19 protein-coding genes are annotated in these 22,788 nt (G+C 58.5%); 11 read left to right on the top strand and 8 right to left on the bottom strand.

Going from position 1 to position 22,788, the window contains the following annotated elements:
* Nucleotides 1-130: 130 nt before the first annotated feature.
* The 8 genes from xdhA to GOV85_RS14580 all read left to right on the top strand — a co-directional run bounded on the left by xdhA (nucleotide 131) and on the right by GOV85_RS14580 (nucleotide 11,202).
* The gene (xdhA, locus tag GOV85_RS14615; RefSeq protein ID WP_171179364.1) at nucleotides 131-1,528 is read left to right on the top strand and encodes a xanthine dehydrogenase small subunit; all 1,398 of its coding nucleotides are present in this window, start codon (nucleotides 131-133) and stop codon (nucleotides 1,526-1,528) included.
* Nucleotides 1,525-3,927, top strand: a complete 2,403-nt coding sequence (gene xdhB, locus GOV85_RS14610) for a xanthine dehydrogenase molybdopterin binding subunit (protein ID WP_171179362.1) — start codon at nucleotides 1,525-1,527, stop codon at nucleotides 3,925-3,927. Before xdhA ends, xdhB begins: the two co-directional genes overlap by 4 nt.
* Nucleotides 3,927-4,862, top strand: coding sequence for a xanthine dehydrogenase accessory protein XdhC (gene xdhC / locus GOV85_RS14605; protein ID WP_171179360.1), 936 nt, complete (start codon nucleotides 3,927-3,929; stop codon nucleotides 4,860-4,862). The genes xdhB and xdhC overlap by 1 nt, the downstream gene beginning before the upstream one ends.
* Nucleotides 4,859-6,376, top strand: coding sequence for an ABC transporter ATP-binding protein (locus GOV85_RS14600; RefSeq protein ID WP_171179358.1), 1,518 nt, complete (start codon nucleotides 4,859-4,861; stop codon nucleotides 6,374-6,376). The genes xdhC and GOV85_RS14600 overlap by 4 nt, the downstream gene beginning before the upstream one ends.
* Before the next feature lie 62 nt (nucleotides 6,377-6,438).
* The gene (locus tag GOV85_RS14595) at nucleotides 6,439-7,521 is read left to right on the top strand and encodes an ABC transporter permease (RefSeq protein ID WP_171179355.1); all 1,083 of its coding nucleotides are present in this window, start codon (nucleotides 6,439-6,441) and stop codon (nucleotides 7,519-7,521) included.
* A complete protein-coding gene (locus GOV85_RS14590) occupies nucleotides 7,521-8,441 on the top strand; it encodes an ABC transporter permease (RefSeq protein WP_171093445.1) in 921 nt (306 codons plus the stop codon). The genes GOV85_RS14595 and GOV85_RS14590 overlap by 1 nt, the downstream gene beginning before the upstream one ends.
* Nucleotides 8,442-8,472: 31 nt before the next feature.
* Nucleotides 8,473-9,546 carry a BMP family ABC transporter substrate-binding protein gene (locus tag GOV85_RS14585; RefSeq protein ID WP_171179353.1) on the top strand — a complete coding sequence of 358 codons (1,074 nt, stop codon included), beginning with the start codon at nucleotides 8,473-8,475 and terminating at the stop codon, nucleotides 9,544-9,546.
* A gap of 657 nt (nucleotides 9,547-10,203) precedes the next feature.
* Nucleotides 10,204-11,202: a LacI family DNA-binding transcriptional regulator gene (locus tag GOV85_RS14580; protein ID WP_171179351.1), complete on the top strand. Its 999-nt coding sequence runs from the start codon at nucleotides 10,204-10,206 to the stop codon at nucleotides 11,200-11,202.
* On the opposite strand, the gene GOV85_RS14575 is transcribed toward GOV85_RS14580, so the two are convergent.
* Both GOV85_RS14575 and GOV85_RS14570 read right to left on the bottom strand, forming a co-directional pair.
* On the bottom strand, nucleotides 11,203-12,336 hold the full coding sequence (locus GOV85_RS14575) for a Gfo/Idh/MocA family protein (RefSeq protein ID WP_171179349.1): 1,134 nt from the start codon (nucleotides 12,334-12,336) through the stop codon (nucleotides 11,203-11,205). It abuts the gene before it with no gap.
* Between the two features lie 38 nt (nucleotides 12,337-12,374).
* Entirely contained in the window at nucleotides 12,375-13,478 is a 1,104-nt protein-coding gene (locus GOV85_RS14570) for a Gfo/Idh/MocA family protein (RefSeq protein WP_171179347.1), read from the bottom strand.
* 111 nt (nucleotides 13,479-13,589) lie between these two features.
* Between GOV85_RS14570 and iolC the strand changes: the two genes are divergently transcribed.
* Genes iolC through GOV85_RS14555 form a run of 3 tightly spaced genes read left to right on the top strand, consistent with a single transcriptional unit; the run spans nucleotide 13,590 to nucleotide 16,252 of the window.
* A complete protein-coding gene (iolC, locus tag GOV85_RS14565; RefSeq protein ID WP_171179345.1) occupies nucleotides 13,590-14,570 on the top strand; it encodes a 5-dehydro-2-deoxygluconokinase in 981 nt (326 codons plus the stop codon).
* 9 nt (nucleotides 14,571-14,579) lie between these two features.
* Entirely contained in the window at nucleotides 14,580-15,416 is an 837-nt protein-coding gene (locus GOV85_RS14560; protein ID WP_171179343.1) for a 5-deoxy-glucuronate isomerase, read from the top strand.
* A complete protein-coding gene (locus GOV85_RS14555) occupies nucleotides 15,413-16,252 on the top strand; it encodes a class II fructose-bisphosphate aldolase (protein WP_171179340.1) in 840 nt (279 codons plus the stop codon). Before GOV85_RS14560 ends, GOV85_RS14555 begins: the two co-directional genes overlap by 4 nt.
* Before the next feature lie 15 nt (nucleotides 16,253-16,267).
* On the opposite strand, the gene GOV85_RS14550 is transcribed toward GOV85_RS14555, so the two are convergent.
* Genes GOV85_RS14550 through iolD form a run of 6 tightly spaced genes read right to left on the bottom strand, consistent with a single transcriptional unit; the run spans nucleotide 16,268 to nucleotide 22,642 of the window.
* Nucleotides 16,268-17,047 carry a TIM barrel protein gene (locus tag GOV85_RS14550; protein ID WP_171179338.1) on the bottom strand — a complete coding sequence of 260 codons (780 nt, stop codon included), beginning with the start codon at nucleotides 17,045-17,047 and terminating at the stop codon, nucleotides 16,268-16,270.
* A gap of 26 nt (nucleotides 17,048-17,073) precedes the next feature.
* Nucleotides 17,074-17,832 carry an SDR family NAD(P)-dependent oxidoreductase gene (locus GOV85_RS14545; protein WP_171179336.1) on the bottom strand — a complete coding sequence of 253 codons (759 nt, stop codon included), beginning with the start codon at nucleotides 17,830-17,832 and terminating at the stop codon, nucleotides 17,074-17,076.
* On the bottom strand, nucleotides 17,829-18,635 hold the full coding sequence (iolB, locus tag GOV85_RS14540) for a 5-deoxy-glucuronate isomerase (protein ID WP_171179334.1): 807 nt from the start codon (nucleotides 18,633-18,635) through the stop codon (nucleotides 17,829-17,831). Before iolB ends, GOV85_RS14545 begins: the two co-directional genes overlap by 4 nt.
* A 48-nt stretch (nucleotides 18,636-18,683) precedes the next feature.
* Nucleotides 18,684-19,865, bottom strand: coding sequence for a phytanoyl-CoA dioxygenase family protein (locus GOV85_RS14535; RefSeq protein ID WP_171179332.1), 1,182 nt, complete (start codon nucleotides 19,863-19,865; stop codon nucleotides 18,684-18,686).
* A 48-nt stretch (nucleotides 19,866-19,913) separates the two neighbouring features.
* Nucleotides 19,914-20,813, bottom strand: a complete 900-nt coding sequence (gene iolE, locus GOV85_RS14530; RefSeq protein ID WP_171179331.1) for a myo-inosose-2 dehydratase — start codon at nucleotides 20,811-20,813, stop codon at nucleotides 19,914-19,916.
* Entirely contained in the window at nucleotides 20,810-22,642 is a 1,833-nt protein-coding gene (gene iolD / locus GOV85_RS14525) for a 3D-(3,5/4)-trihydroxycyclohexane-1,2-dione acylhydrolase (decyclizing) (RefSeq protein ID WP_171179329.1), read from the bottom strand. The genes iolE and iolD overlap by 4 nt, the downstream gene beginning before the upstream one ends.
* Nucleotides 22,643-22,788: the final 146 nt, after the last annotated feature.

The following is a 22,788-nucleotide window of genomic DNA, read 5'->3' as shown; positions in this document are numbered from 1 at the left end:
CAGTTTTTCTTGCCAGATAAGCCGCGCAGTTTCTAACATCTTACGGCAAGCACTTCGCCCGCCGCTCTTTCTACGTCGCATCGAAGGAGGGTCCAATGGGCGCAACAGGGTAACGCGACGGGTTTCTCGAATGAATATCACGTTTCTTCTGAACGGAGAGACAGTGGAGCTGGCGGATATCGATCCAACGGCGACCCTGCTGGATTGGCTACGCGAGGATCGCGGCCTGACCGGCACCAAGGAAGGCTGCAACGAAGGCGATTGCGGGGCCTGCACCGTCATGGTCACGGATGTAGACGGCCATAAGGCCCTGAATTCCTGCATTCTGTTTCTTCCGCAATTGCACGGCAAAGCCGTCCGCACCGTCGAAGGTGCCAGGGGCCCGAATGGCGAAGCCCACCCGGTACAACAGGCGATGGTGGACCTGCACGGATCTCAATGCGGGTTCTGCACCCCCGGCTTTGTAATGTCGATGGTCGCCAGTCATGCAAATGGCGCAACAGATCACGACACCCAGCTTGCAGGGAACCTGTGCCGCTGCACCGGTTACGCCCCAATCATCCGCGCTGCCAAAACCGCCGAGGCTGAACCAACCCCAAAATGGATCACTGACGACCGGTCCTTCTCTTGTTCACAAATACCTCGGGGGGAGGCCGCAGGCCAGGGGGCAGAGCCCCCCTTCCTCCCCAACAGCGCTGACGAACTGGCGTCTCTGTTTGCCGAGCACCCTAGCGCCACCCTGGTTGCCGGCGCAACCGATGTAGGTCTTTGGGTCACCAAGCAGCTGCGTGATCTGGACCCGGTCATATTCCTCAACCGTTGTGATGACTTGAAAGAAATCACGATCACCGATACCGAAGCCCGCTTCGGTGCAATGGTCGACATGAACCGCATGGGAGAGGCCCTGGCCGACCTTCACCCGTCCTATGCCGAAATGATCCGACGCTACGCCAGCGTTCAGGTGCGCCATGCAGCGACCGTCGGCGGCAACATCGCAAATGGTTCGCCCATAGGGGACAATCCACCTGCGCTTATTGCGCTGGGTGCAAACCTACACCTGCGCAAAGGCGATGAGCGGCGCTCGATCCCCTTGGAAGAGTTCTTCATTGACTATGGCAAGCAGGATCGTGCCCCGGGTGAATTCGTCGAATCCGTCAGCTTCCCACGTCAGCCTGACAGGCTGAAGGCATACAAGCTCAGCAAACGGTTCGATCAGGATATCTCGGCCGTTTGCGGCTGTTTCAATATCACTGTTTCGGACGGCACCGTCACACAGGCGCGTATCGCGTTTGGCGGCATGGCCGGTATTCCGAAACGGGCAACCCATGTCGAGGCCGCACTGATCGGCAAACCCTGGACACGCGAGACCGTTGCGGCCGCGCTGCCATATTTTGCCGAGGACTATTCACCACTCACGGACATGCGCGCCTCGGCCATCTATCGTCTGGAAACGGCCAAAGCGATGCTGGAACGCTATTTCCTCGAAGACCAGGGCGAGATCACCAACGTGCTGGAGGTGTCGGCATGAGCGTGACCAAACCCCTCCCCCACGACGCGGCGCCGCTGCATGTGTCCGGCTCGGCGCGATATGTGGATGACATCCCGACACCCAAAGGCACGCTGCATCTGGCATTTGGTATCAGCCCGATTGCCAAGGGTAATATCACCGCAATGGATCTGTCGGGAGTAAAGGCCGCCGAAGGTGTTGTGATGGTGATGACGGCCGAGGACCTGCCTTTCGCCAACGACGTCTCGCCCTCGATCCATGATGAACCACTGCTGTCGGACGGCACGGTTCACTATATCGGCCAGCCCGTATTTCTGGTCGTCGCCACCAGCCATCTGGCCGCGCGCAAGGCCGCGCGCCTGGGCAAGATCGACTATGCCGAGGACACACCGATCCTGACGGTTGAAGAGGCGCTGGCCGCGGATAGCCGGTTCGAGGATGGCCCACGTGTTTACGCCAAAGGCGATGCGGATGCCGCCATCGCAGGTGCAGCACATGTGATCGAAGGCACGTTCGAACTTGGCGGGCAGGAGCACTTCTACCTCGAAGGCCAGGCTGCACTGGCCGTGCCAAATGAAGGCGCGGATATGTTGGTGCACAGTTCCACACAACACCCGACCGAAATTCAGCACAAAGTAGCGGACGCTTTGGGTGTCCCCATGCACGCTGTCCGGGTTGAAACCCGCCGGATGGGCGGCGGCTTTGGCGGCAAGGAAAGCCAAGGCAACGCGCTGGCTGTCGCTTGCGCCATAGCCGCGCGCGCCACAGGCAAAGCCTGCAAGATGCGCTATGACCGCGACGATGACATGATCATCACCGGCAAGCGCCATGCCTTCCGCATTTCCTATAAGGCCGGGTTCGATGAGCATGGGCATATTCAGGGCGTATCGTTCCTTCATTACGCCATCTGCGGATGGGCGCAGGACCTGTCTCTGCCCGTCGCCGACCGCGCCATGCTGCATTCGGACAATGCCTATCTGCTGCCCAACGCAAGGATCGAAAGCCACCGGTTGAAAACCAACACCCAATCCGCCACCGCCTATCGCGGCTTTGGCGGCCCGCAGGGGATGGTCGGGATCGAGCGGGTGATGGACCACGCCGCGCATAAACTGGGGCTGGACCCGGTCGAGCTGCGCCGCCGGAACTACTATGAACCCGCGCATGCGGTTGCTGAGGTCGCACCAACAGAGAAGCTTCTGGGCCATCCCGACCCGCATGAGGACCTGACCAGCCGCGGCGCGGTTGAAACCGGGAACGCGCCGGTGCGTCCCCTTCCTGCTGGTGGCAACACGACGCCCTACGGCATGGAGGTCAGCGATTTCGAACTGCACGAAATGACCGATGCACTGCTGAAATCCAGCGACTACTCCGCGCGCAAGGCGGCTATTGGAGAGTGGAACGCCAAAAACAGCGTTATCAAAAAAGGCATCGCCTTCTCTCCGGTCAAGTTCGGGATTTCCTTCACTCTGACTCACCTCAATCAGGCGGGTGCGCTGGTGCATGTATATCAGGACGGCTCGGTCCACCTAAACCATGGCGGCACCGAAATGGGTCAGGGACTGTTCCAGAAAGTGGCGCAAGTCGCAGCCTCGCGCTTTGGCATCCCATTGGAGATGGTGAAAATCACCGCCACGGATACAGCCAAGGTGCCCAATACCTCGGCCACGGCGGCGTCCTCGGGCAGTGATCTGAACGGCATGGCAGTGAAAGCCGCTTGTGATACGATCCGCGACCGGATGGCAGACTATCTGGCGGAACGGCATCAGGCTGATCCGTCGACGGTCAGTTTCTCCGATGGTCACGTAATGGTTGGGGAAGAAAAGTACACTTTTGCCGAAGCCGCAGCGCTGGCCTATCAGGGCCGGATAAGCTTGTCGGCAACCGGTTTTTACAAAACGCCCAAGATCGAATGGGACCGAATCGCAGGGCGCGGACGCCCGTTTTTCTACTTCGCCTATGGCGCGTCGGTCACCGAGGTAGCCGTCGATACTCTGACCGGTGAAAACCGCATTCTACGCACGGATATCCTGCATGACGCGGGCGCATCGCTGAACCCGGCGCTGGATATCGGGCAGGTCGAAGGCGGTTACGTGCAAGGCGCGGGTTGGCTGACGACCGAGGAACTGGTCTGGGATGACAAGGGCAACCTGCGCACACATGCGCCTTCGACCTACAAGATTCCTGCCTGCTCTGACCGGCCTGACATTTTCAATGTCGCGCTTTGGGATGGCGAGAACCGCGAAGACACGATCTATCGCTCGAAAGCGGTTGGCGAACCGCCCTTCATGTTGGGCATCTCAGCATGGTTGGCCCTGTCCAACGCGGTTGCGGCATGTGGCGATACCTACCCCGCGCTCGACGCACCTGCCACGGCTGAAGAAGTCTGGCGCGGTGTCCAAAGGATGAAGGGAGGCATCTGATGGGATTTGACCTGGAGGCTTTGAGGGAGGCGGTCGAAACCCATGGACGAGTGGTCCGGGTGGTTATTGCCGGCATCAAAGGATCGTCCCCGCGCGAGGTTGGCGCAGCCATGCTTGTCTGGAAGGACGGACAGTCCGGCACCATCGGCGGAGGGACGCTGGAATATCAGGCGGCCGAAGCGGCGCGGGCGCAAACCCGGTCTTCGCGTCTAACCCATCACGCGCTTGGGCCTGGGATGGGACAATGTTGCGGTGGCGCGGTTTCGCTGCTCAGCGAGGTCTATGACCGCGCGGCGCTGGAAACGCTGGATGAAACACTCATCGCACGTGCCACATCTGGCGAAGAGATGCCGCTGTCGGTCAAACGAGTGCTGGCAACCGCGCGTGGTCAGGGGATCACACCTGAACCCCAGATGGTTGACGGCTGGATGATTGAGCCAGTGCACAAACCAAACCGGAACCTTTGGATTTGGGGTGCCGGTCATGTCGGACGGGCTTTGGTGGATGTTCTCTCACCGCTGCCCGACCTTGCGATCACCTGGATCGACACCGGCTTGGATCGGTTTCCCGACACGATTGCCGCCGGAGTTACCTCGGTTCCAGCTACCAAACCGGCCGAACTGGTTCGACACGCACCGACCGATGCCGAGCATCTTGTGCTGACCTATTCACACAATTTGGACCTGGAGCTGTGCAACAGGCTGCTTTTACATGATTTCCGCTTTGCGGGACTGATCGGCTCGGCTACGAAATGGGCGCGATTCCGGTCGCGGCTGGCGGCCCTTGGGCACTCGCCCGAGCGGATCAGCCGGATCACCTGTCCAATTGGTGATCCGAACCTGGGCAAACACCCGCAGATGATCGCCGTCGGCGTCGCCGCGCAGCTGTTGCGCCCGGCCCGGCAGAACGAGTTGAAGAAGGACCTGAGCGCGTGACCACTCCACTTCTGAGCCTGCAAGGGCTGACCAAAGCCTATCCCGGTGTCGTGGCCAATGATCAGGTGTCTTTTGACATCGGCGAGGGCGAAGTTCACGCCCTGCTGGGGGAAAACGGCGCGGGCAAATCCACGCTGGTCAAGATTATCTATGGGTTGGTGAAGCCCGACAGCGGCACGATGCTGCTGCGCGGTCAGCCTTTTGCGCCGCCCGAGCCGCGCTCCGCGCGGGCGGACGGGATCGCGATGGTGTTCCAGCACTTCTCGTTGTTCGACGCTTTGAACGTGGCCGAGAATATTGCGTTGGGGATGGAGAACCCGCCGCCGATGGGCGATCTGGCCTCGCGAATCCGCGAAGTGTCCGAGACCTACGGATTGCCTTTGGACCCATACCGCACGGTTGGCGATCTGTCGGCGGGTGAGCGGCAGCGCGTCGAGATCATCCGTTGCCTGTTGCAGGACCCTAAACTGCTGATCATGGACGAACCGACGAGCGTGCTGACCCCGCAAGAGGTTGATATTCTGTTTGAAACGCTGAACAAACTGCGATCCGAAGGGACGTCGATCCTGTACATCTCGCACAAGCTGGAAGAAATCCGCACGCTGTGTGATCACGCGACGATCCTGCGGCTGGGCAAGAATGTGGGCGAATGCGTGCCTGCTGAAACTTCCGCGCGGGACATGGCCGAGATGATGGTGGGATCAACCCTGCAAACGCCTGAACGGTCGGGGCGTGAATTTGGTGAAGTTGCGCTGGATGTCAGTGGACTGTCCGTCCCGTCGCCCTCGGAATTCGGCACTGCGTTGAAGAACATTCACATGACCGTCCGCAAGGGTGAGGTTTTGGGCATCGGTGGCGTTGCCGGGAATGGGCAGGATGAATTGCTGGGCGTGTTGTCCGGTGAAATCCTGACCGCCGCGGATGCGATCAAGTTCAACGGCCAGCGGATCGGCAAGCTCGGCCCCACCGCGCGGCGCAAGCTGGGTGTGCTGACGGCCCCCGAAGAGCGGCTGGGTCATGCGGCAGCCCCGGATATGAGCCTGACGGAAAACGCCTTGCTGACCGGATCGGTGCGGGAAGGGCTGGAAAGCAACGGTTTCCTCAAGTGGGCCGAAACCAAGAGCTTTGCCGAAAAGATCATCAGCGCTTTTGACGTCCGCACGCCGGGTCCTGAAAATGCCGCCCGGTCTTTGTCTGGCGGGAACCTGCAGAAATTCGTGATCGGTCGTGAAGTGCTGCAAAACCCCGATGTTCTGGTTGTAAACCAGCCCACCTGGGGCGTGGATGCTGCTGCTGCGGCATCTATCCGGCAGGCCATTCTGGATCTGGCCGCCAAAGGGACTGCCGTGGTCTGCATCAGCCAGGATCTGGATGAGCTGATGGAAATCTCGGACAGCTTTGCGGCGTTGAATGAAGGACGGCTAAGCGCACCGCGCCCAACAACGGGTCTGACGGTGGACGAGATCGGGCTGATGATGGGTGGAGCCCACGGCATGGAGGTGGCGCATGTGTGACGCGTTGAACCGCCTCCGGCGGCCGTATTTGCAACAAGAAGAAGAGTTGGGGGTGTGAGCAGATGATTGTGTTGGAGAAACGGCCACAGCCGTCCAAGGCGTGGTCTTATGCCACCCCTTTGGTTGCGGTGTTGGCGACGATGGTGTTTGGCGGCATCTTGTTCGCCATTCTGGGCAAGAACCCAATTGAAGCCATTGGCACCATTTTCTGGGAACCACTGTTTGGCGAGTTCGCCTTCTACTACCGTCCCCAATTGTTGGTGAAAGGCGCGCCGTTGGTTTTGATCGCCATTGGTCTTTCGCTGGGCTTTCGGGCTGGCATCTGGAACATTGGGGCCGAAGGTCAGTACATCATGGGTGCCATTTTCGGCGCTGGTGCTGGGCTGGCCTTTTTTCCTATGGATGCGTTTTTCATCTTCCCGATCATGGTAATCGCAGGCGCGTTCGGCGGCTGGCTTTGGGCGATGATCCCGGCCTTTTTGAAAGTGCGCTTTGGCACCAATGAAATCCTGGTGTCGCTTATGCTGGTCTATGTGGCCGAGCAGATGCTTGCCTCGGTCTCACTGGGTCTGCTGAAGAACCCAGAGGGCTTTGGCTTTCCCGGTTCGCGCAACCTGCAGCAATATGACAGTGCGCACAACGCCGAGTTGATCGCCGGGTCAGGTATGCATTGGGGCGTCGTCACTGCACTGATTGCCGTGATCTTTGCCTATATCCTGCTGAACCGGCACATGCTGGGTTTTCACATCCGTTTGACTGGTGAGGCACCTCGTGCGGCGAAATTCGCGGGTGTGAATCCGGCGCGGCTGATTCTGTTCTGTCTGGGCCTCTCCGGGGCACTGGCCGGGCTGGCAGGGATGTTCGAGGTCTCAGGGCCTTCGGGCGTGGTCAGCATCGATTTCAACGTTGGCTATGGCTTCACCGCGATTATCGTTGCTTTTCTGGGCCGCCTGCATCCGGTGGGTATCCTGCTGGCCGGTGGCCTGATGGCGCTGACTTATATCGGCGGGGAAATCGCGCAATCGCAGCTGGGCCTGCCAGCCGCTGCCATTCAGGTGTTCCAGGGGATGCTGCTGTTCTTCCTTCTGGCTTTCGATCTTCTGACCAACTACCGCATCCGTGCGGCGCGTAGCGAGGTAGCATAATGGACCTTGGTGAAATCAACCCCGTCCTTCTGGTCGCTTCGCTGATGGTGGCCGCAACTCCCCTGCTGCTGGCCGCGATCGGAGAACTGGTCGTTGAGAAAGCAGGTGTTCTGAACCTTGGCGTCGAGGGCATGATGATCGTAGGCGCGATCAGTGGCTTTGCGATCTCGGTCGAGACCGGGTCGCCCTGGCTGGGCTTTGTCGCGGCGGCCATTGGCGGCGCGGTTCTGTCTTTGCTGTTTGTTTTGTTGACACAGGTGGCCTTGGCCAATCAGGTGGCAAGTGGCCTTGCACTGACCCTGTTCGGGCTGGGATTCAGCGCACTGATGGGGCAGAGCTATGTAGGCGTCAAACCCCCGAGTATGGGCGACATTCATATCCCGGTGATCAGCGATATCCCGGTCATCGGCCCAATCCTGTTCCAGCATGACCCGATCCTTTATGTCGGTATCGCTTTGACCGCAGCGGTCTGGGCGACGCTGAAATACACCCGCGTCGGTCTGATTCTGCGCGCGGTCGGCGAAAATCACGATGCCGCACACGCACTTGGCTATAAGGTCATCAAGATCCGCATCATGGCGATCCTTTTCGGCGGGGCCTGTGCGGGTCTGGGTGGCGCCTATATCAGCTTGATCCGCGTGCCTCAGTGGACCGAAGGAATGACCGCGGGTGTGGGCTGGATCGCTCTGGCGCTTGTGGTGTTTGCCAGCTGGAAACCATGGCGCGCCTTGCTGGGGGCTTACTTGTTTGGCGGCATCACTGTGTTGCAGCTTAATTTGCAGGCAGCGGGCGTTGCCATTCCTGTCGAGTATCTGGCAATGTCGCCTTATATCATCACGATCCTTGTGCTTGTGATCCTTTCGGCCGACAAGAGCAGCGCACCTGCCTCACTGGGCCGGACCTTCCATGCCTCGCACTAGGGGCCAACTGAACCAACTTGGGGAGTAACACATGAAATTCACTACACTTCTGGCAAGTGCCGCCATGGCACTGGGCCTAGCCACAGGCGCTATGGCCGAAGACAAAACCAAGGTCGGCTTCGTCTATGTCGGTCCGGTGGGCGACGGCGGCTGGACCTATGAGCACAACAAGGGCCGTCTGGCCGTCGAGGATCACTTTGGCGACAAGGTTGAAACCGTCTTTGTTGAATCGGTTCCCGAAGGTCCCGATGCTGAGCGTGTAATGACCCAGATGGCGCTGGAAGGCGCTGATCTGATCTTTACCACGTCGTTCGGCTATATGGATCCGACCATCAACGTGGCTAAGAAGTTCCCGAACGTAAAATTCGAGCACGCGACCGGCTATAAAACAGCCGACAACGTCTCGGTCTATTCAGCACGTTTCTACGAGGGCCGCGCTGTTCAGGGCCACATCGCGGGCAATATGACCAAGTCGAACATCATCGGCTATATCGGTTCGTATCCGATCCCCGAAGTGATCCGCGGCATCAACTCGGCCTATATCCACGCCAAGAAGGTGAACCCGGATGTCGAGTTCAAGATCGTTTGGGCCTACACTTGGTTTGATCCTGCGAAAGAAGCTGACGCCGCCACTGTTCTGATCGAACAGGGTGCAGACGTGATCCTGCAACACACCGACTCGACCGCGCCGCAGGCGGCTGCACAAGAGGCTGGCAATGTTGTCACCTTTGGTCAGGCGTCGGACATGAGCGAATACGCCCCGTTCCCGCGCGTCTCGTCGATCATCGATGATTGGGCCCCCTACTACATTGCCCGGACCCAAGCCGTCATGGATGGCACATGGGAAAGCGCCAACACTTGGGATGGCATCCGCGAAGGCATGGTTGCAATCGGCGAGATTTCAGACGCCGTACCGGCTGATGTGAAGGAAGAAGCCCTGGCACTGAAAGCCGCCATGGCGGCGGGCGAGTACCACCCCTTTACCGGTCCGCTGAAAAGGCAGGACGGCAGCGACTGGCTGGCTGAAGGTGAAGTGGCTGATGATGGCACGCTGGCCGGCATGAACTTCTATGTCGAAGGGCTGGAAGGCGAAATTCCGCAGTAAGCTGCGGGCATAACTAAAAGAAAAGGCCCGACGAACGCGGGCCTTTTTTCATCGCAGTGTCTAGAAAACGCAGGTCAGGTGTACCGTTCTGAAATCTGATGAAGGGCATCGGCCCAGATCTCCAGAATGGGATACGCAATCGCCGCGGGTATCACCCAACAGCCAGCCGAAGGAAACGGCTTTTCAATATCGCTGGCTTTTAGCGCACGTGCCGCCTCTTCCACCTCAATCAACGTTGTTGGAACGATAAGGCCTGCCGCATGCAGAGCGGTCTTGTTGCACTACAGTTTTAACATTAGCCAGCTGAAAGAGTTATGCTGTAACTTATCGGCCCTGTTTTGCGGTTGTTTCTTCATATGAACCCTTAGAACCAATGGCTAAGCTCTGGCATGCGGATTCTCCGCCAATCGGGTAGGCCACCGCAAATGTGAAGGCGTTGATGGCAAATTGAGCCGACGCAAACGAACAGACAATGGGATATGATTGTCTGCACTGGTTCAGATCAAGGTGTTCAAGTTCCATCAAAAGATTTACTCATTTCGGGTCCGCTCTGCGCTGCTTTGCAACCGGTTGCGGGAGTTGACCGAAACTGCATAATGATCTGGCAATGAAAACCACCTCAAAATCCCTTTCCTTTTGCCGTTGGAGACGCCACCCGTGAGCGTGACCTTAAAAGACGTCGCTGCCCTTGCAGGCGTATCGCGATCTGCTGTCTCGCGCACGTTCACCGAAGGCGCTTCGGTCTCGGCAAAAACACGCAGCAAGGTCGAAAAAGCAGCCCGCGAACTTGGCTACAGCCCGAATGCACTTGCCTCGTCGCTGACCACCGGGCGCACTAAACTGATCGGGTTGATTTCGAACAACTTTCACAACCCCATTTTTCTTGAAGTCTTCGATCAGTTCACGCGTGCCTTGCAGGAACGCGGCCTGCGTCCGTTGATCGTGAACCTGACGGACGAGACCGAGCCCGCCAATTCGGTCCGAATGCTGCGGCAATATTCGGTGGATGCGGCCATCGTGGCGTCGTCGACGCTGCCACCTAGCTTTGCCAAGGCGTTTCATGATGCCGGCGTGCCGGTGGTGCATACATTTGGACGCTCGGCCACTTCGCCCGAAGTGCATGTCGTGGGCATCGACAACGTGGAATGCGGACGTATGGCCGCCCGCGAATTTGTGGCGCGTGGGTACACGCGTGTCGGTTATCTGGGCGGACCTGAGGATGCAACATCGGCCCTGGATCGGCATCGCGGTTTCATGGAGGAACTGGCAGACCACCCGGAGATTGAAGTAAGCTATTGCTTCGCAGGGGCTTACTCTTTCGAGGCAGGGCGGACCGAGATGCTGGGGCTGTTGGCCAATAATCCGGCCCAAGCTTATTTCTGTGGCGACGACATCCTGTCGATTGGCGCACTGTCAGCGTTGAAAGATCACAGTTTGCGGCCGGGCAAAGATGTCGGAATCATCGGCCTGAACGACATGGAAATGTCGCGCTGGGAAAGCATCGATCTGACGACGATTCACCAGCCGATCAAGCAGATCATTACCTCATCCGTCGATCTGGTTGTCGAGATGTTGAAAGAGCCCCAGCGCTATCCCGAGGCCCGTATTTTCCCTTGCCGGGTGATTGAGCGGGGCACGTTGCGGCCCCGCCCCTGATCAGCGAAACATTGGTGGACGGGCATCCTGCCACGCACCATCCGCTTTGCCCGAAGCAACAGCCGCATGGACAGCTGCGATGGACCTGACACCATCTGCGGCTCCGGGCAAGCCATCCCGGCTTTCACCGCGAATTGCATCGGCCAGATCGCAATAGATGTTGGCTACGGCCAAAGGGAACCCTTCTGGGTGCGCGATTGCGACCCGAGACAATCGCTGAACCTCGTCGTGAAGACCGCCCTCGCCCTTTTCGATGATCTGGGTACGCCCACCCACCGGGGTATAGATCAACTGATTAGGTTGCTCGGATGCCCAGCGCAGCCCGCCGGTTTCCCCAAAAACCTGAATATCAAAGCCATGTTGCCGCCCGATTGCCACCGATGACGTCCAGAGACGCCCGACTGTGCCGCCTTCCATCCGGAAGTTGATCATTGCATCGTCTTCCAGTTCACGACTGGCGATGGTCGAGGTCAGATCGGCGGAAAGGGTCTTCACCTCGTCATCGCAGATAAAGCTGGCCATGTGCAGTGCATGGATACCGCAATCGGCAAACTGCCCCGAGACACCTGCCATCGCAGGATCATAGCGCCAGCGAACACGCGGGTTGTCTGCGTCGGTCGCATCGCCATGATGACCATGGCTGAAATTGGTAACGACCAGACGCACCTTACCGATGTCGCCTGCACGCACCATCGCGCGGGCCTGACGTACCATTGGGTACGCGGAATAGCAGTAGTTCACCGCGCAGATCTTGCCCGAAGCTTCAGCGACGCGGACGATCTCTTCGCCCTCTTCTACCGTCATGGTCATCGGCTTTTCGCACAACACGTTGAAGCCCGCCTCGAGATACGCCTTGGCGATCTCGAAATGGGTCGAGTTTGGCGTGGCGATGGTCACCAGATCAATTCGATCATCCCGGTCTTTCTCGCTCGCCAGCATCTCTTGCCAGTTGCCATAGGCGCGATCGGCAGCAACGCCCAGTCGTTGCGCATACTCGCGGCCCGCTTCGGGCCGGTGATCCAGCGCGCCAGCAGCAAATTCAAACAGTCCGTCAGCCTGAGCACCCAAGCGATGGGCAGGCCCAATCTGGCTGCCTTCACCGCCCCCGATCATGCCCCATCTCAACTTAGCCATGGTCATCGTCTCTCTTTAGAATTTCATAGATTGAGCGATCAGAAATCGCTGATGTCTTTCCATTGCCGCTGGTCTGACGACGCCAAGGCGGCGGCCAGAACGCGGTTTACCTCATGCCCATCACGGAAGGTTGGCCAAATCGCTTCTCCGGTATGGATAGCCTGAAGGAAGTCCTTAGCCTCGATGATGATCTGGTCCTGATAGCCGGTGCCATGACCAGGGCCCTGACAGAAAGGTTCGTAGTCCGGGTGCGCAGGACCTGTCAGGATCTTAGTGAACCCGCGCGCAGCTTCGGGCCCCTCTCGCTTATACAGCCAAAGCGCGTTCTGGTCTTCCTGATCGAACCGGATTGCGCCTTTTGTGCCTGATATTTCATAAGCATAGCCCATTTTACGGCCCGTCGCGACGCGGCTGAAATACAGGTTGCCCATAACGCCGTTTTCGAACCGGCACATCATCTGGGCATGGTCGTCATTTGTGACCTCACCACCTGGCCGAGTTTTATGCACGGTTTCCACATCGGCCATCACCTGCGCAATCGGACCAACCAGGGCCATCGCTCCGTTCACCATATGCGGCGCAAGATCTCCTATTGTGCCATTGGCCATGCCCGTTGTCCGCCACGTGGCTGGTGCCTGAGGATCGGCGTAAAAGTCTTCGGTGTGCTCACCCCGGAACCACGTGATGTCGCCGATCTCTCCATCGACTATAAGCTGGCGGGCATACTGGCTGGCGGGTGTGCGAATATAGTTGAACCCTACCATGTTCACAGCGCCTGCAGCATCGGCCGCTGCTACCATGGCCTGACTGTCTTCAAGTGATGCACCCAAAGGCTTTTCACACAACACGGGCTTGCCCAGACTAAAGGCTGCTTCGGCGATCTGACGATGCGTGGATTGCGGTGAAGCGATCACAATGGCCTCGACCCTCGGGTCTTCCACCAAAACGCGCCAATCGTCGGTCGCGCGCGCAAAACAATAGGCCGTCCGGTAACGTTCGGCGCTTTCGGGGCTGGATGCACAAATGACCTCAAGCCGGGGCCTCAATGCGGTGTTAAAAACCGCGCCAACGGCCGACATGGCAACGGAATGAGCCTTGCCCATATAGCCGCCACCCACAATTCCAATTCCGATTTCAGGCATCTGCAACGGCTCCGAACATATTATTTGCAACCGGTTGCAAAATGAGTATCGTGTGAATCGATTCAACGCAAGGTCCAAACTTTGCCGACCCACTTTACCGGAGGACATGACTTGAGCGCTCTGATAGACGGTATCAAAGGAAACCGCTTTGCCGTTCTGGGACGCGCAGGAATGGACCTGTATGCAGATCCGATCGGCGTCAAAAGCGAGGATGCCGACACGTTCCATGCCGATCTGGGTGGTTCATCCGCGAACATTTGCGCCGGATTGGTTAAACTGGGCAGTCAGGCCTCTCTGATCACGTCAGTCTCAGACGATGCGGTCGGTCGCTTCTGCCTGAACCGTCTGCGCCACTATGGCGTAGACACCACCTATATCCGCGTTTTGGGCGGCGAATACCGCATGTCTTTGGCCGTCTACGAAAGCCGGATCGAGAACTTTCAGAATGTCATCTACCGCAATGGGGCTGTCGATTTTCAGGTCACTGAAGAGGACATGGACAAGGTTGATTATTCGTCCTTTTCGGCAGTCATATCGGCAGGCACAGTCTTTGCCTCCGAACCATCGCGCAGCGCCACATTCCGTGCGTTCGAAAACGCCCGAGCCGTTGACCTGCCAATCATCTTCGATATCGACTACCGCCCCTATAGCTGGCCTTCGCCCGAGGTGGCCGCCGAGGTCCTGTCACGGGCCGGTGAAGCCAGCGATCTGATCGTCGGCAATGACGAAGAGTTCGGGTTCATGGCTGGCGGTATCGACAAGGGCTTTGCCAAGGCCAAAGAGCTGGCGGAAAAACCCGGTCGGATCGTCATCTACAAAATGGGCGAAAAAGGTGCCGTCACGTTGGTGGACGGGCAAGAGATTGAAACCGGCATCTATCCGGTCACCGCTGTCAAACCCAATGGGGCAGGCGACAGTTTTATGGCGGGACTGCTGGCCTCTATTGCCGCGGGCCATGACCTGAAGGATGCTGTCATGCGCGGCTCAGCCTGCGCATCGATTGTGGTGTCTCAACCGGGCTGTGCGCCCGCCATGCCCACGACCGCTGAACTGGACGCGTTCCTTGCCTCACACCCCGGCCCGACCACATAGGAGACTCCCATGCACATCGCGCCCTTTGACAATCAGAACAAACCCATCGTTGACATCGATGACCCAGCGGTCCCGCTGAACTATTTCAACATCGTCAAACTGAAAAAGAGCGAGGCGTTCGAATATCAGGTTCCCGGCTACGAGACCTGCATCGTGCCAGCCACCGGCAGCGTCGATGTGGACGTCGAAGGCGTTGCCTTCCCGAAGCTGGGCAACCGGGGCGAAGATGTCTGGGATGGAGAACCCGAGGGCGTTTATGTGCCCGTCGGTGCGAAAGTGCAGATGGCCTGCGTGTCGGATGAAACCGAAGTGTTCATTGCCGGCGCCAAATACGACAAGGTTCTGGACCCGTTCGATGTGCGTGATCATGACCTTGTACAATACGGCAGCGACGACACCAAAACACACCGTAAGATCAAGCACATACTAGGCCAAAAGCAACACGACAAAGTCGGTCGCCTGTTGGTGAGTGAGCTGTTTACCGTCGGTCAGGGCGGCTGGTCGGGGTTTCCCAGCCACAAGCACGACACCAACCGCCTGCCGGACGAAACGCGACACGACGAGACCTATAATTTCCGTTTCAAACCCAACTGGGGTTCGGGGCTACAGATGCTGCAACGCGAGGACAACGAGACCGGCGACGCCTATCACATCGTCGATGGCTCCACGATCTGCATCGACAAGGGCTACCATCCCTGCTGCGTTCTGCCGGGGTATGAGATGTATTACTTCACCATCCTCGGCGGGCTGAGCCAACGCTCGCTGGTGCAGTATTTCCAACCCACACATGCCTATCAGATCGAAACAATCCCAGGCATCAAAGACATGATCGCGAAGTTCAAATGACCCTGGTCACACTGAAAGACGTCCTGCAACCTGCCTATGAACAGGGTTACGCCGTTGGCGGGCTGGTTACACTCGGTTGGGAGGACATGCGCGCTTACGTGGCCGCTGCCGAAGCCGAGAATGCGCCAGTGATCCTGCAAGCCGGACCCAGCTGTCGCGAATACACACCACTGCCCATTCTGGGCAAAATGTTCCGCTATCTGGCCGAAAACGCTTCGGTTCCAGTCGTTGCGCATCTGGACCATGGTTACACATATGAAGACTGCAAGATCGCGCTGGACAGTGGGTTTACGTCCCTGATGTTCGATGGGTCGCGCAAGCCGCTTCAACAGAACATCGACGAGACCGCCGCGATTGCCGAAATGGCCCACGCAGCGGGGATTTCCTGCGAGGGCGAAATCGGCTTTGTCGGATATTCTGGCGGCGAAGGATCGAACGGAACGGACCCCGAGGAAGCCGCTATATTTGCTCGTGAAAGCGGGGTGGACGCGATGGCGATTTCAGTCGGCAATGTTCACTTGCAGCAGAACAAAGAAGGGGGCTTGGATGAGGCGCGCATCGCCGAGATTGATGCCTTGACCGAGGTGCCTTTGGTCATTCACGGCGGGTCAGGCGTGCCGGTGGAACAGCGCATGAAACTGGCGCGAGAGACCTCGATTTGCAAGTTCAACATCGGAACGGAACTGCGCATGGCGTTTGGTCACGCCATGCGTGACGCCGTCAATCGTGATCCTGAAAGGTTTGATCGGGTCACCATACTGAAGGAAACCCACGACCCGGTCGAGGCCGCTGCCCGCACCGTGATCCGTGCCTTTGGCGCGCCACCTCAAAGATAAAGCGCCCAAACATGCTTAAATTGTAAAGGCAGCCCGGAAGGCCTCAAGCGCCGTTTCCGGGTCGCCCGCCGCAAAAGCCTCTAGGCCGACAGGTCCGCGATACCCCATGTCATCCAACGCCCGTGCAACGGCGGCATAATTGATCTCTCCAGTTCCGGGTTCACACCGGCCGGGATTGTCAGCAACCTGAACTTCACCGATCCATGGCAGGCATTTCTTGCACCAACGGACAAGATCCCCTTCACCGATCTGCGTATGGTATAGATCCAGATTGATGCGCAGGTGTGAATGATTGACCGAGGACACAAGCGCCAGAACATCCCCGGTCGACCCAAAAGGACAGCCGGGATGGTCCAGCGGGTTCAGATTTTCCAACGTAAAAACAACATCTTCCTGCTCTGCCAGATCACAGATGCGTTGCAATGTGTCCCGTGCCTTCAGCCACATGTCTCCGGTCACGACCTCGTACTGCCGGATTGGAATTCCACCATCTCCCAAGCCTGTACCGTGCAGGTTCAGACGATCCACGCCCAGGCGCTTACCGATCTGAGCTGTCTCGCGCGCGGATCGCAGCAACATGTCAGCGCCTTCTTGGTCCGCAAGGCGACCCTGAAGATACCCGTTCATGATCGTATAGTTCGCACCAACGCGTTCCAGCTTGCCCAGATCCCAATCTGGCCAGTTCCAAAGCCCCACACCAAACCCCATCTCGGTCAGGCGCGCGGCACGCCAGTCCATGGGTTTGTCCGGCCACAGCATCTCGGCACATGCCGCAAGCTGAAAGGGTTGAGACATGTGAACGCTCCAATTTCCCAAAAGGTTCAGATCGAACCGCCCTCGACCATGAAGTTCCCGGCGCTGCACATGGCTGCGTCGTCTGAAGCTAAAAACAGAACCATTCGGGCGACATAAACCGGTTCAATCGGGTCCGGCAGGCACTGCCGGTCCACCTGCTTGGCCAGCGCTTCGGGCGTGACCCACAGGTCTTTCTGACGGTCGGTCATGATCCAGCCGGGCACGACCGCATTCACGCGAATGCGGTGATCCCCCAACTCGCGCGCCATGGTCCGTGTCAGGCCGTGGACTGCGGATTTGGCGGTGGCATAAGCGGGAAAACCCGCTCCGGCCTCCCACCATGAATTCGACCCGATATTTATGATCGAACCCGCACCCTTCGCAATCATGCTGGGAGCCACCGACTGAATGGCAAAAAACATGTGGCGAATATTGGTCGCCATACGCTCATCCCAATACTCGGGCGTCACATCGCGCCAGTCGTGGCGGTCATCATGGGCGGCATTGTTGACCAACACATCCGCTTCGCCCAACTCTTCAACCAATTGCCCCATCGCGGCGTTCATCGCCTCAATGTCGCGCAAATCGCATTGGGCAAACGCGTGCTCGCCCTCTAGATCCGACAACAAGGCAAGTCCGGCATCCGCATTGAGGTCCAGAAACCCGACCTTTGCCCCTTGTTCGGCAAAGGCCCGAACAGTTTCCGCACCAATCCCCCCGGCCCCTCCTGTAATGAAAACCGTCTTTCCTGCAAGGCATGGGTAATTGGCGAAATCTTTGCTCATCCGTCACGCTCCATGATCCATTCGACCTCGGGGGCCGGTACAAATCGCCATTTCCGCAGAGGTCCCGCCATGACGTTCAGATAGTACATCTCAAACCCATAGGGTGCGCCGCAAGGGTGATGACCGCGCGGGACGGTCACAACATCGCCATCGGATACGGCCATCGTTTCATCCAGCTGACCGTCATCGGTATAAACGCGCTGTATCCCGAACCCGTTCGCAGGGTTGAGCCGATGGTAGTAGGTCTCTTCCAGATAGGTGATCCTGGGGAAATCATCCTCGTCATGGCGATGACTGGGGTACGAAGACCAGTGCCCGTTTGGTGTGAAGACCTCTGTCACCAGCAGGCTATCGGTATAGTCCTCGTTCTCCATCGCGATGTTGTTGATATATCGCGTGTTCACACCCTTGCCACGTTCGGTGAGCGTGATGCCATCAGGCCCGATCCGGCGCGCTTGATGACCGCCCTTGCCCGGCGCTGAGCAGACGGCCAAAACGCAATCGGTCTCGGCGACAGCTTCCCATTCGGTGCCGTTGGGCAGGTACAGACAATGCGGTGGCGTCTTTTCGAATACGTTCATCCGCTCGCCCAACACACCCCAATCCTGACCTGCCCCGGTGATTTTCGCCTTGCCTTCGACCATCACCAGAATGACTTCGCGGTCCCCCGTGACCTCGGCTGCCCGGTCCCCGGCCTTTAGGTGATACAACCCAAAACCTACGTACCGCCATCCGGCGCTGGCAGGCGTGATGTCATGCACCTTGCCACGGGTTCCGAAAGGTTTCTTGAGCAGGTCAGCCATTCTTTTTCTCCTTATTGGGGCGGGCTTTCAGGCCCGCCCGTTTAGGCCTTAGGCGGCCTGTCGTGATTGCAAGGCGGACAGCGCGTCAGACAGCTGTGCCTTGGTCCAGCCATCCGATACAGCTTGGTGCAAAATATCAGCCTGACTGTCGGGCGCGTTGCCGCCAACCGGTGGGTCCGTGTCCAGGTTGGTCGGAAACGGATAGCCCTCAGCAGTTGCGGCAATCGCTGCATCCAACTCTGCCGTGCCCAGCTCTCCACGTTGCTTCAGAGCGGCAAGGGACGAGAACACTGCCAGCGACATGGCATGCCGATCAATCATCTCCATCGCGCGCCCGAAAGGGGATGATATCTGCAGAAGGTTCGCCATCCGCTGAATATCCGCGCTGCTGTTCTCACCCGCCGCATGAAACAACGCCGGGTTGAAGAAAACGGCGTCACCCTTTTCAAGCGGCAACTGAATGTAGTTTTCCTCGAAATATGCGCGGTGAGCTGCGTCGTGAAAAGCCAGGTATCCCGGTGGGTAAAGCTGAGAGAACGGCAACAGTTTGGTTGGTCCGCTTTCCACTGGCATGTCACAATGCGCAACTGCCCCCTGCAAGGTCAGCGACGCTGTCACCAGATGGGCATGCGCCGGATACCGCGCAGCGCTCTCGGCCGTTTGGAAGCCCAAATGGTAATCCCGATGCGCCTGCTGTGCTTTACCGCCCGGGCGCACCTGATTGACCTGCGCGGTCACTTGGTAATTTGGCCCCAGCCATGCTTCACAGGCCGCAGCAATGGCCACATTCCCGAAATAAAGTGCAAAGCCTTCGGGGTCGCGAAAGCACTGTTTTTGCAGCGCATTCCAAATTCGGTCATTTGCGCCCGAGGCCGCAAAATGGTCACCTTCCCCACCCGCGCCCTGACGTTCTTCTTCAATAATCTGTTGGAAAACGTCAGTCGCCCGATCGATCACGGACGTGTCCGCAAAAGCGCCCTTAAGAACAACTACGCCCGCCGACTTGTCCAGCACGCGCGCCCATTCTGCCAGCAGAGATCTTCTTTCATCCGCCCTCTCCAACGCAGGACGCAGAGCGTGCATATCGTAGACTGGCACGTTCTTTTCCACCGACGCCGTGTGTGGGACCGCATCGGCTGTCAGGTTTTGTGAGGTCAACACCTTGAATTCATCCAGATCGCAGGATTCCCGGTCGAAATAGCCGACATACCCAAGTTCTTGATGGACCATGACATACTCCTCTCTCATGGCTTCGGTGTTGCCCCGTGGGGCGATGATTTAAGCGCTGATTTCCAAACCTGCTTTGCCGCAAACCTCGACGATGTGATCGTATCCCATTTTGGAGTACTCGTAGGGCGGCGCCTTGGCGGGGTCTTGTTCTGCCTCGACCACGATCCAACCGTTGTAATCCATCGCTTTCAATGCATTGGCCACAGCCTGAAAATCGATGCAGCCATCGCCGGGTACCGTAAAGGCACCTGCGATCACTGCATCAAGGAAGCTGCGGTTGTTCTCACGCGTGTCCTGCACAACGTCAGGGCGGATGTCTTTGAAGTGAACGTGATGCACCCGGTCACCCCAGCGGTTCAGCGTAGCCATCACGTCGCCACCGCCAAACAGCAAATGGCCGGTATCGAAACACAGCTTCAGTTCGGGACCCGAGCCTTCCATCAGCCAGTTTACCTCATCCTCGCTTTCGATGATCGTGCCCATGTGATGGTGATACGCCATCGGCATACCCTGATCTGCCGTCCACTTGGCCAACTCGCTCAGCTTGGCCGCATAGGCCAGAACCTCGTCTTTGGACAATCTGGGGCGGGCATTAACCGGCGTTCCAATCTGCCCCTGAACGGTATTGGAGCATTCGGCATAAACGATGCACGGGCTGTTCAGCGCAACAAACTGCTCAACTTGCTCACGAACAGCCGCAACCTCTGCATCAAAGTCGTTGACTAAGGTTGCGCCCGAACACCATCCGCCACAAAGCGCGATGTCGTTGGCGTCCAGATAGGCACGCAAGCCTTCGGTGTCGCCGGGCATCCGCTGGCCGCGCTCGACGCCGGTATAGCCAATCTCGCGCGCTTCTTTCAGCGCCTGCTCCATCGTATAGGCCGCAGTCAGATCAGGCAGGTCGTCATTCTGCCAAGCAATCGGAGAGATACCGATCTTCACGCTCATTTCGTGTTTCTTTCCTTGATGGCGACCTCATAAGCCGCGCGTTTTTCATTCACTTCGGGTCGGATGCTGACCTCGGGCACAGCCACTTCCCACCACGTTCCGCCATATTCGGTCGAGGGGTACGGGTCGGTGTCGATCACCACAACGTATGGGCCTTTGACGTCTGAACGTTTGGCCAGCGCGTCCTCAAGCTCGGCAATCGAGCTGACCTTGACCGAGGTCGCCCCCATCGCTGCCGCATGGGCTGCAAAGTCGATGGCAGAAGCCGTTTCGTGGACTGTGTGGTCGAGAAGGTTGTTAAACTCCGCCCCGCCCGTGCCCATCTGCAAGCGGTTGATGCAGCCGAAACCTCGGTTGTCGGTAACAACAACGGTGAAGGAAATCCCCATCATCGCCGCCGTCGCCATTTCGGAATTCGCCATCATATAGGTGCCGTCACCGGTAAAGCAGATCACATCCCGGTCCGGGTGGGCCATTTTGATCCCCATCGCGCCCGCGATTTCATAGCCCATGCAGCTGAAACCGTATTCCATGTGATAAGCCCCAGGGCCCGGTGCTTTCCAAAGCTTGTGCAACTCACCCGGCATTGTGCCTGCGGCACACATCGCAACGGTGTTTGCATCGGCCGCCCGCTGTACCGCGCCGATCACCTGCATATCCGTCGGCAGCGCGTTGCTGTCCTTTGGTGCATCGGTAAGCGCATCAACCTTGCCAAACCAATCGGACTTCAACGTCGCAGGCAGGTCCGGCGCACGATGGTTACCCAGCGCTTCGGCCAGTTCATTCAGACCAACGCGCGCGTCAGATTGCAGCGGCATCGCCCCGTGCTTTTCGGCGTCGTAGGCCGCGGTGTTCAAACTGATCAGAGCCCGCTCGGGGTTGGCAAACAAGCCCCAAGACCCGGTGGTGAAATCCTGAAAACGGGTACCAACGCCCAGCACAAGGTCAGCCTCGGCGCAGATGTTGTTGGCGGGTTCGCCACCGGTCACACCAATGGGTCCGACGTTCAGCGGATGATCCCATGCCAATGCGGATTTGCCCGCCTGTGTTTCGGCCACCGGGATGTTGTGCGCCTCGGCAAAGCTTTGTAGCGCGGCGGTTGCGTCCGAATAATGCACGCCGCCTCCCGCGACGATCACAGGGCGTTTGGCCGCCTTGATTGCCGCCACAGCCCGCGCCAGCTCACCCTCATCAGGGCGAATGCGACGCTGATACCAGACGCGCGGCTCGAAGAAGCTTTCGGGATAATCATATGCCTCGGCCTGCACATCTTGGCAAAAGGCCAAGGTGGCCGGGCCGCAGTCGGCCGGGTCTGTCATGGTACGAAAGGCACGCGGCAGGGCCGTCAGTAGGTGTTCCGGGCGCGTGACGCGGTCGAAATATCGGCTGACCGGTCGGAAACAATCATTCGCGCTGATGGTTCCATCCGAGAATACTTCGGGTTGCTGAAGCACTGGATCGGGCCCACGGGTTGCAAACACGTCGCCGGGCAGCAGCAAAACAGGCAGGCGGTTCACATGGGCCAGAGCGGCAGCGGTAACCATATTGGTCGCCCCCGGTCCGATCGACGAGGTCACAGCCATCGCCCGTTTGCGGCCCAGTTGCTTGGCATAGGCAATCGCGCAATGCGCCATGGTCTGTTCGTTATGGCCACGATAGGTGGGCAGGCTGTCTTTCACACCATGCAGCGCCTCACCCAACCCGGCAACATTGCCATGGCCGAAAATGGCCCAGACACCTGCGATAAAGGGCTCTCCGGCCTCGTTCATCTGCGCCCCAAGATAGCGCACCAGAGCCTGCGCCGCGGTCAGTCGGACTGTCTTGCTCATCATGATCCCTTTCAACTTGAAACCGCTGCCAGCGGCCCACAGGTTGCTTTTTTACGAAGATGTCAGGCCAATGCCTCAAGCCTGAATTGAGTGTGAGCTCAGGTGTCACCGCCCGGTCGGATGCCCCCTGAGGGGCATCCAGGTTT

Source organism: Ruegeria sp. HKCCA4633 (assembly GCF_013034605.1).
GTDB lineage: Bacteria > Pseudomonadota > Alphaproteobacteria > Rhodobacterales > Rhodobacteraceae > Ruegeria.
The sequence above is the reverse complement of the archived record's forward strand: the minus strand, read 5'-3'. Positions and strand labels throughout refer to the sequence as shown.

What these genes read in the sequence shown, in the direction of transcription:
- xdhB (WP_171179362.1), top strand. Translation starts at nt 1,525, where the DNA reads ATGAGCGTGACCAAACCCCTCCCCCACGACGCGGCGCCGCTGCATGTG.
- GOV85_RS14555 (WP_171179340.1), top strand. Translation starts at nt 15,413, where the DNA reads ATGACCCTGGTCACACTGAAAGACGTCCTGCAACCTGCCTATGAACAG.
- iolE (WP_171179331.1), bottom strand. Translation starts at nt 20,813, where the DNA reads ATGAGCGTGAAGATCGGTATCTCTCCGATTGCTTGGCAGAATGACGAC.
- iolD (WP_171179329.1), bottom strand. Translation starts at nt 22,642, where the DNA reads ATGAGCAAGACAGTCCGACTGACCGCGGCGCAGGCTCTGGTGCGCTAT.
- GOV85_RS14560 (WP_171179343.1), top strand. Translation starts at nt 14,580, where the DNA reads ATGCACATCGCGCCCTTTGACAATCAGAACAAACCCATCGTTGACATC.
- GOV85_RS14585 (WP_171179353.1), top strand. Translation starts at nt 8,473, where the DNA reads ATGAAATTCACTACACTTCTGGCAAGTGCCGCCATGGCACTGGGCCTA.
- GOV85_RS14570 (WP_171179347.1), bottom strand. Translation starts at nt 13,478, where the DNA reads ATGCCTGAAATCGGAATTGGAATTGTGGGTGGCGGCTATATGGGCAAG.
- xdhC (WP_171179360.1), top strand. Translation starts at nt 3,927, where the DNA reads ATGGGATTTGACCTGGAGGCTTTGAGGGAGGCGGTCGAAACCCATGGA.
- GOV85_RS14550 (WP_171179338.1), bottom strand. Translation starts at nt 17,047, where the DNA reads ATGTCTCAACCCTTTCAGCTTGCGGCATGTGCCGAGATGCTGTGGCCG.
- GOV85_RS14575 (WP_171179349.1), bottom strand. Translation starts at nt 12,336, where the DNA reads ATGGCTAAGTTGAGATGGGGCATGATCGGGGGCGGTGAAGGCAGCCAG.
- xdhA (WP_171179364.1), top strand. Translation starts at nt 131, where the DNA reads ATGAATATCACGTTTCTTCTGAACGGAGAGACAGTGGAGCTGGCGGAT.
- GOV85_RS14545 (WP_171179336.1), bottom strand. Translation starts at nt 17,832, where the DNA reads ATGAGCAAAGATTTCGCCAATTACCCATGCCTTGCAGGAAAGACGGTT.
- GOV85_RS14590 (WP_171093445.1), top strand. Translation starts at nt 7,521, where the DNA reads ATGGACCTTGGTGAAATCAACCCCGTCCTTCTGGTCGCTTCGCTGATG.
- iolB (WP_171179334.1), bottom strand. Translation starts at nt 18,635, where the DNA reads ATGGCTGACCTGCTCAAGAAACCTTTCGGAACCCGTGGCAAGGTGCAT.
- GOV85_RS14535 (WP_171179332.1), bottom strand. Translation starts at nt 19,865, where the DNA reads ATGGTCCATCAAGAACTTGGGTATGTCGGCTATTTCGACCGGGAATCC.
- GOV85_RS14595 (WP_171179355.1), top strand. Translation starts at nt 6,439, where the DNA reads ATGATTGTGTTGGAGAAACGGCCACAGCCGTCCAAGGCGTGGTCTTAT.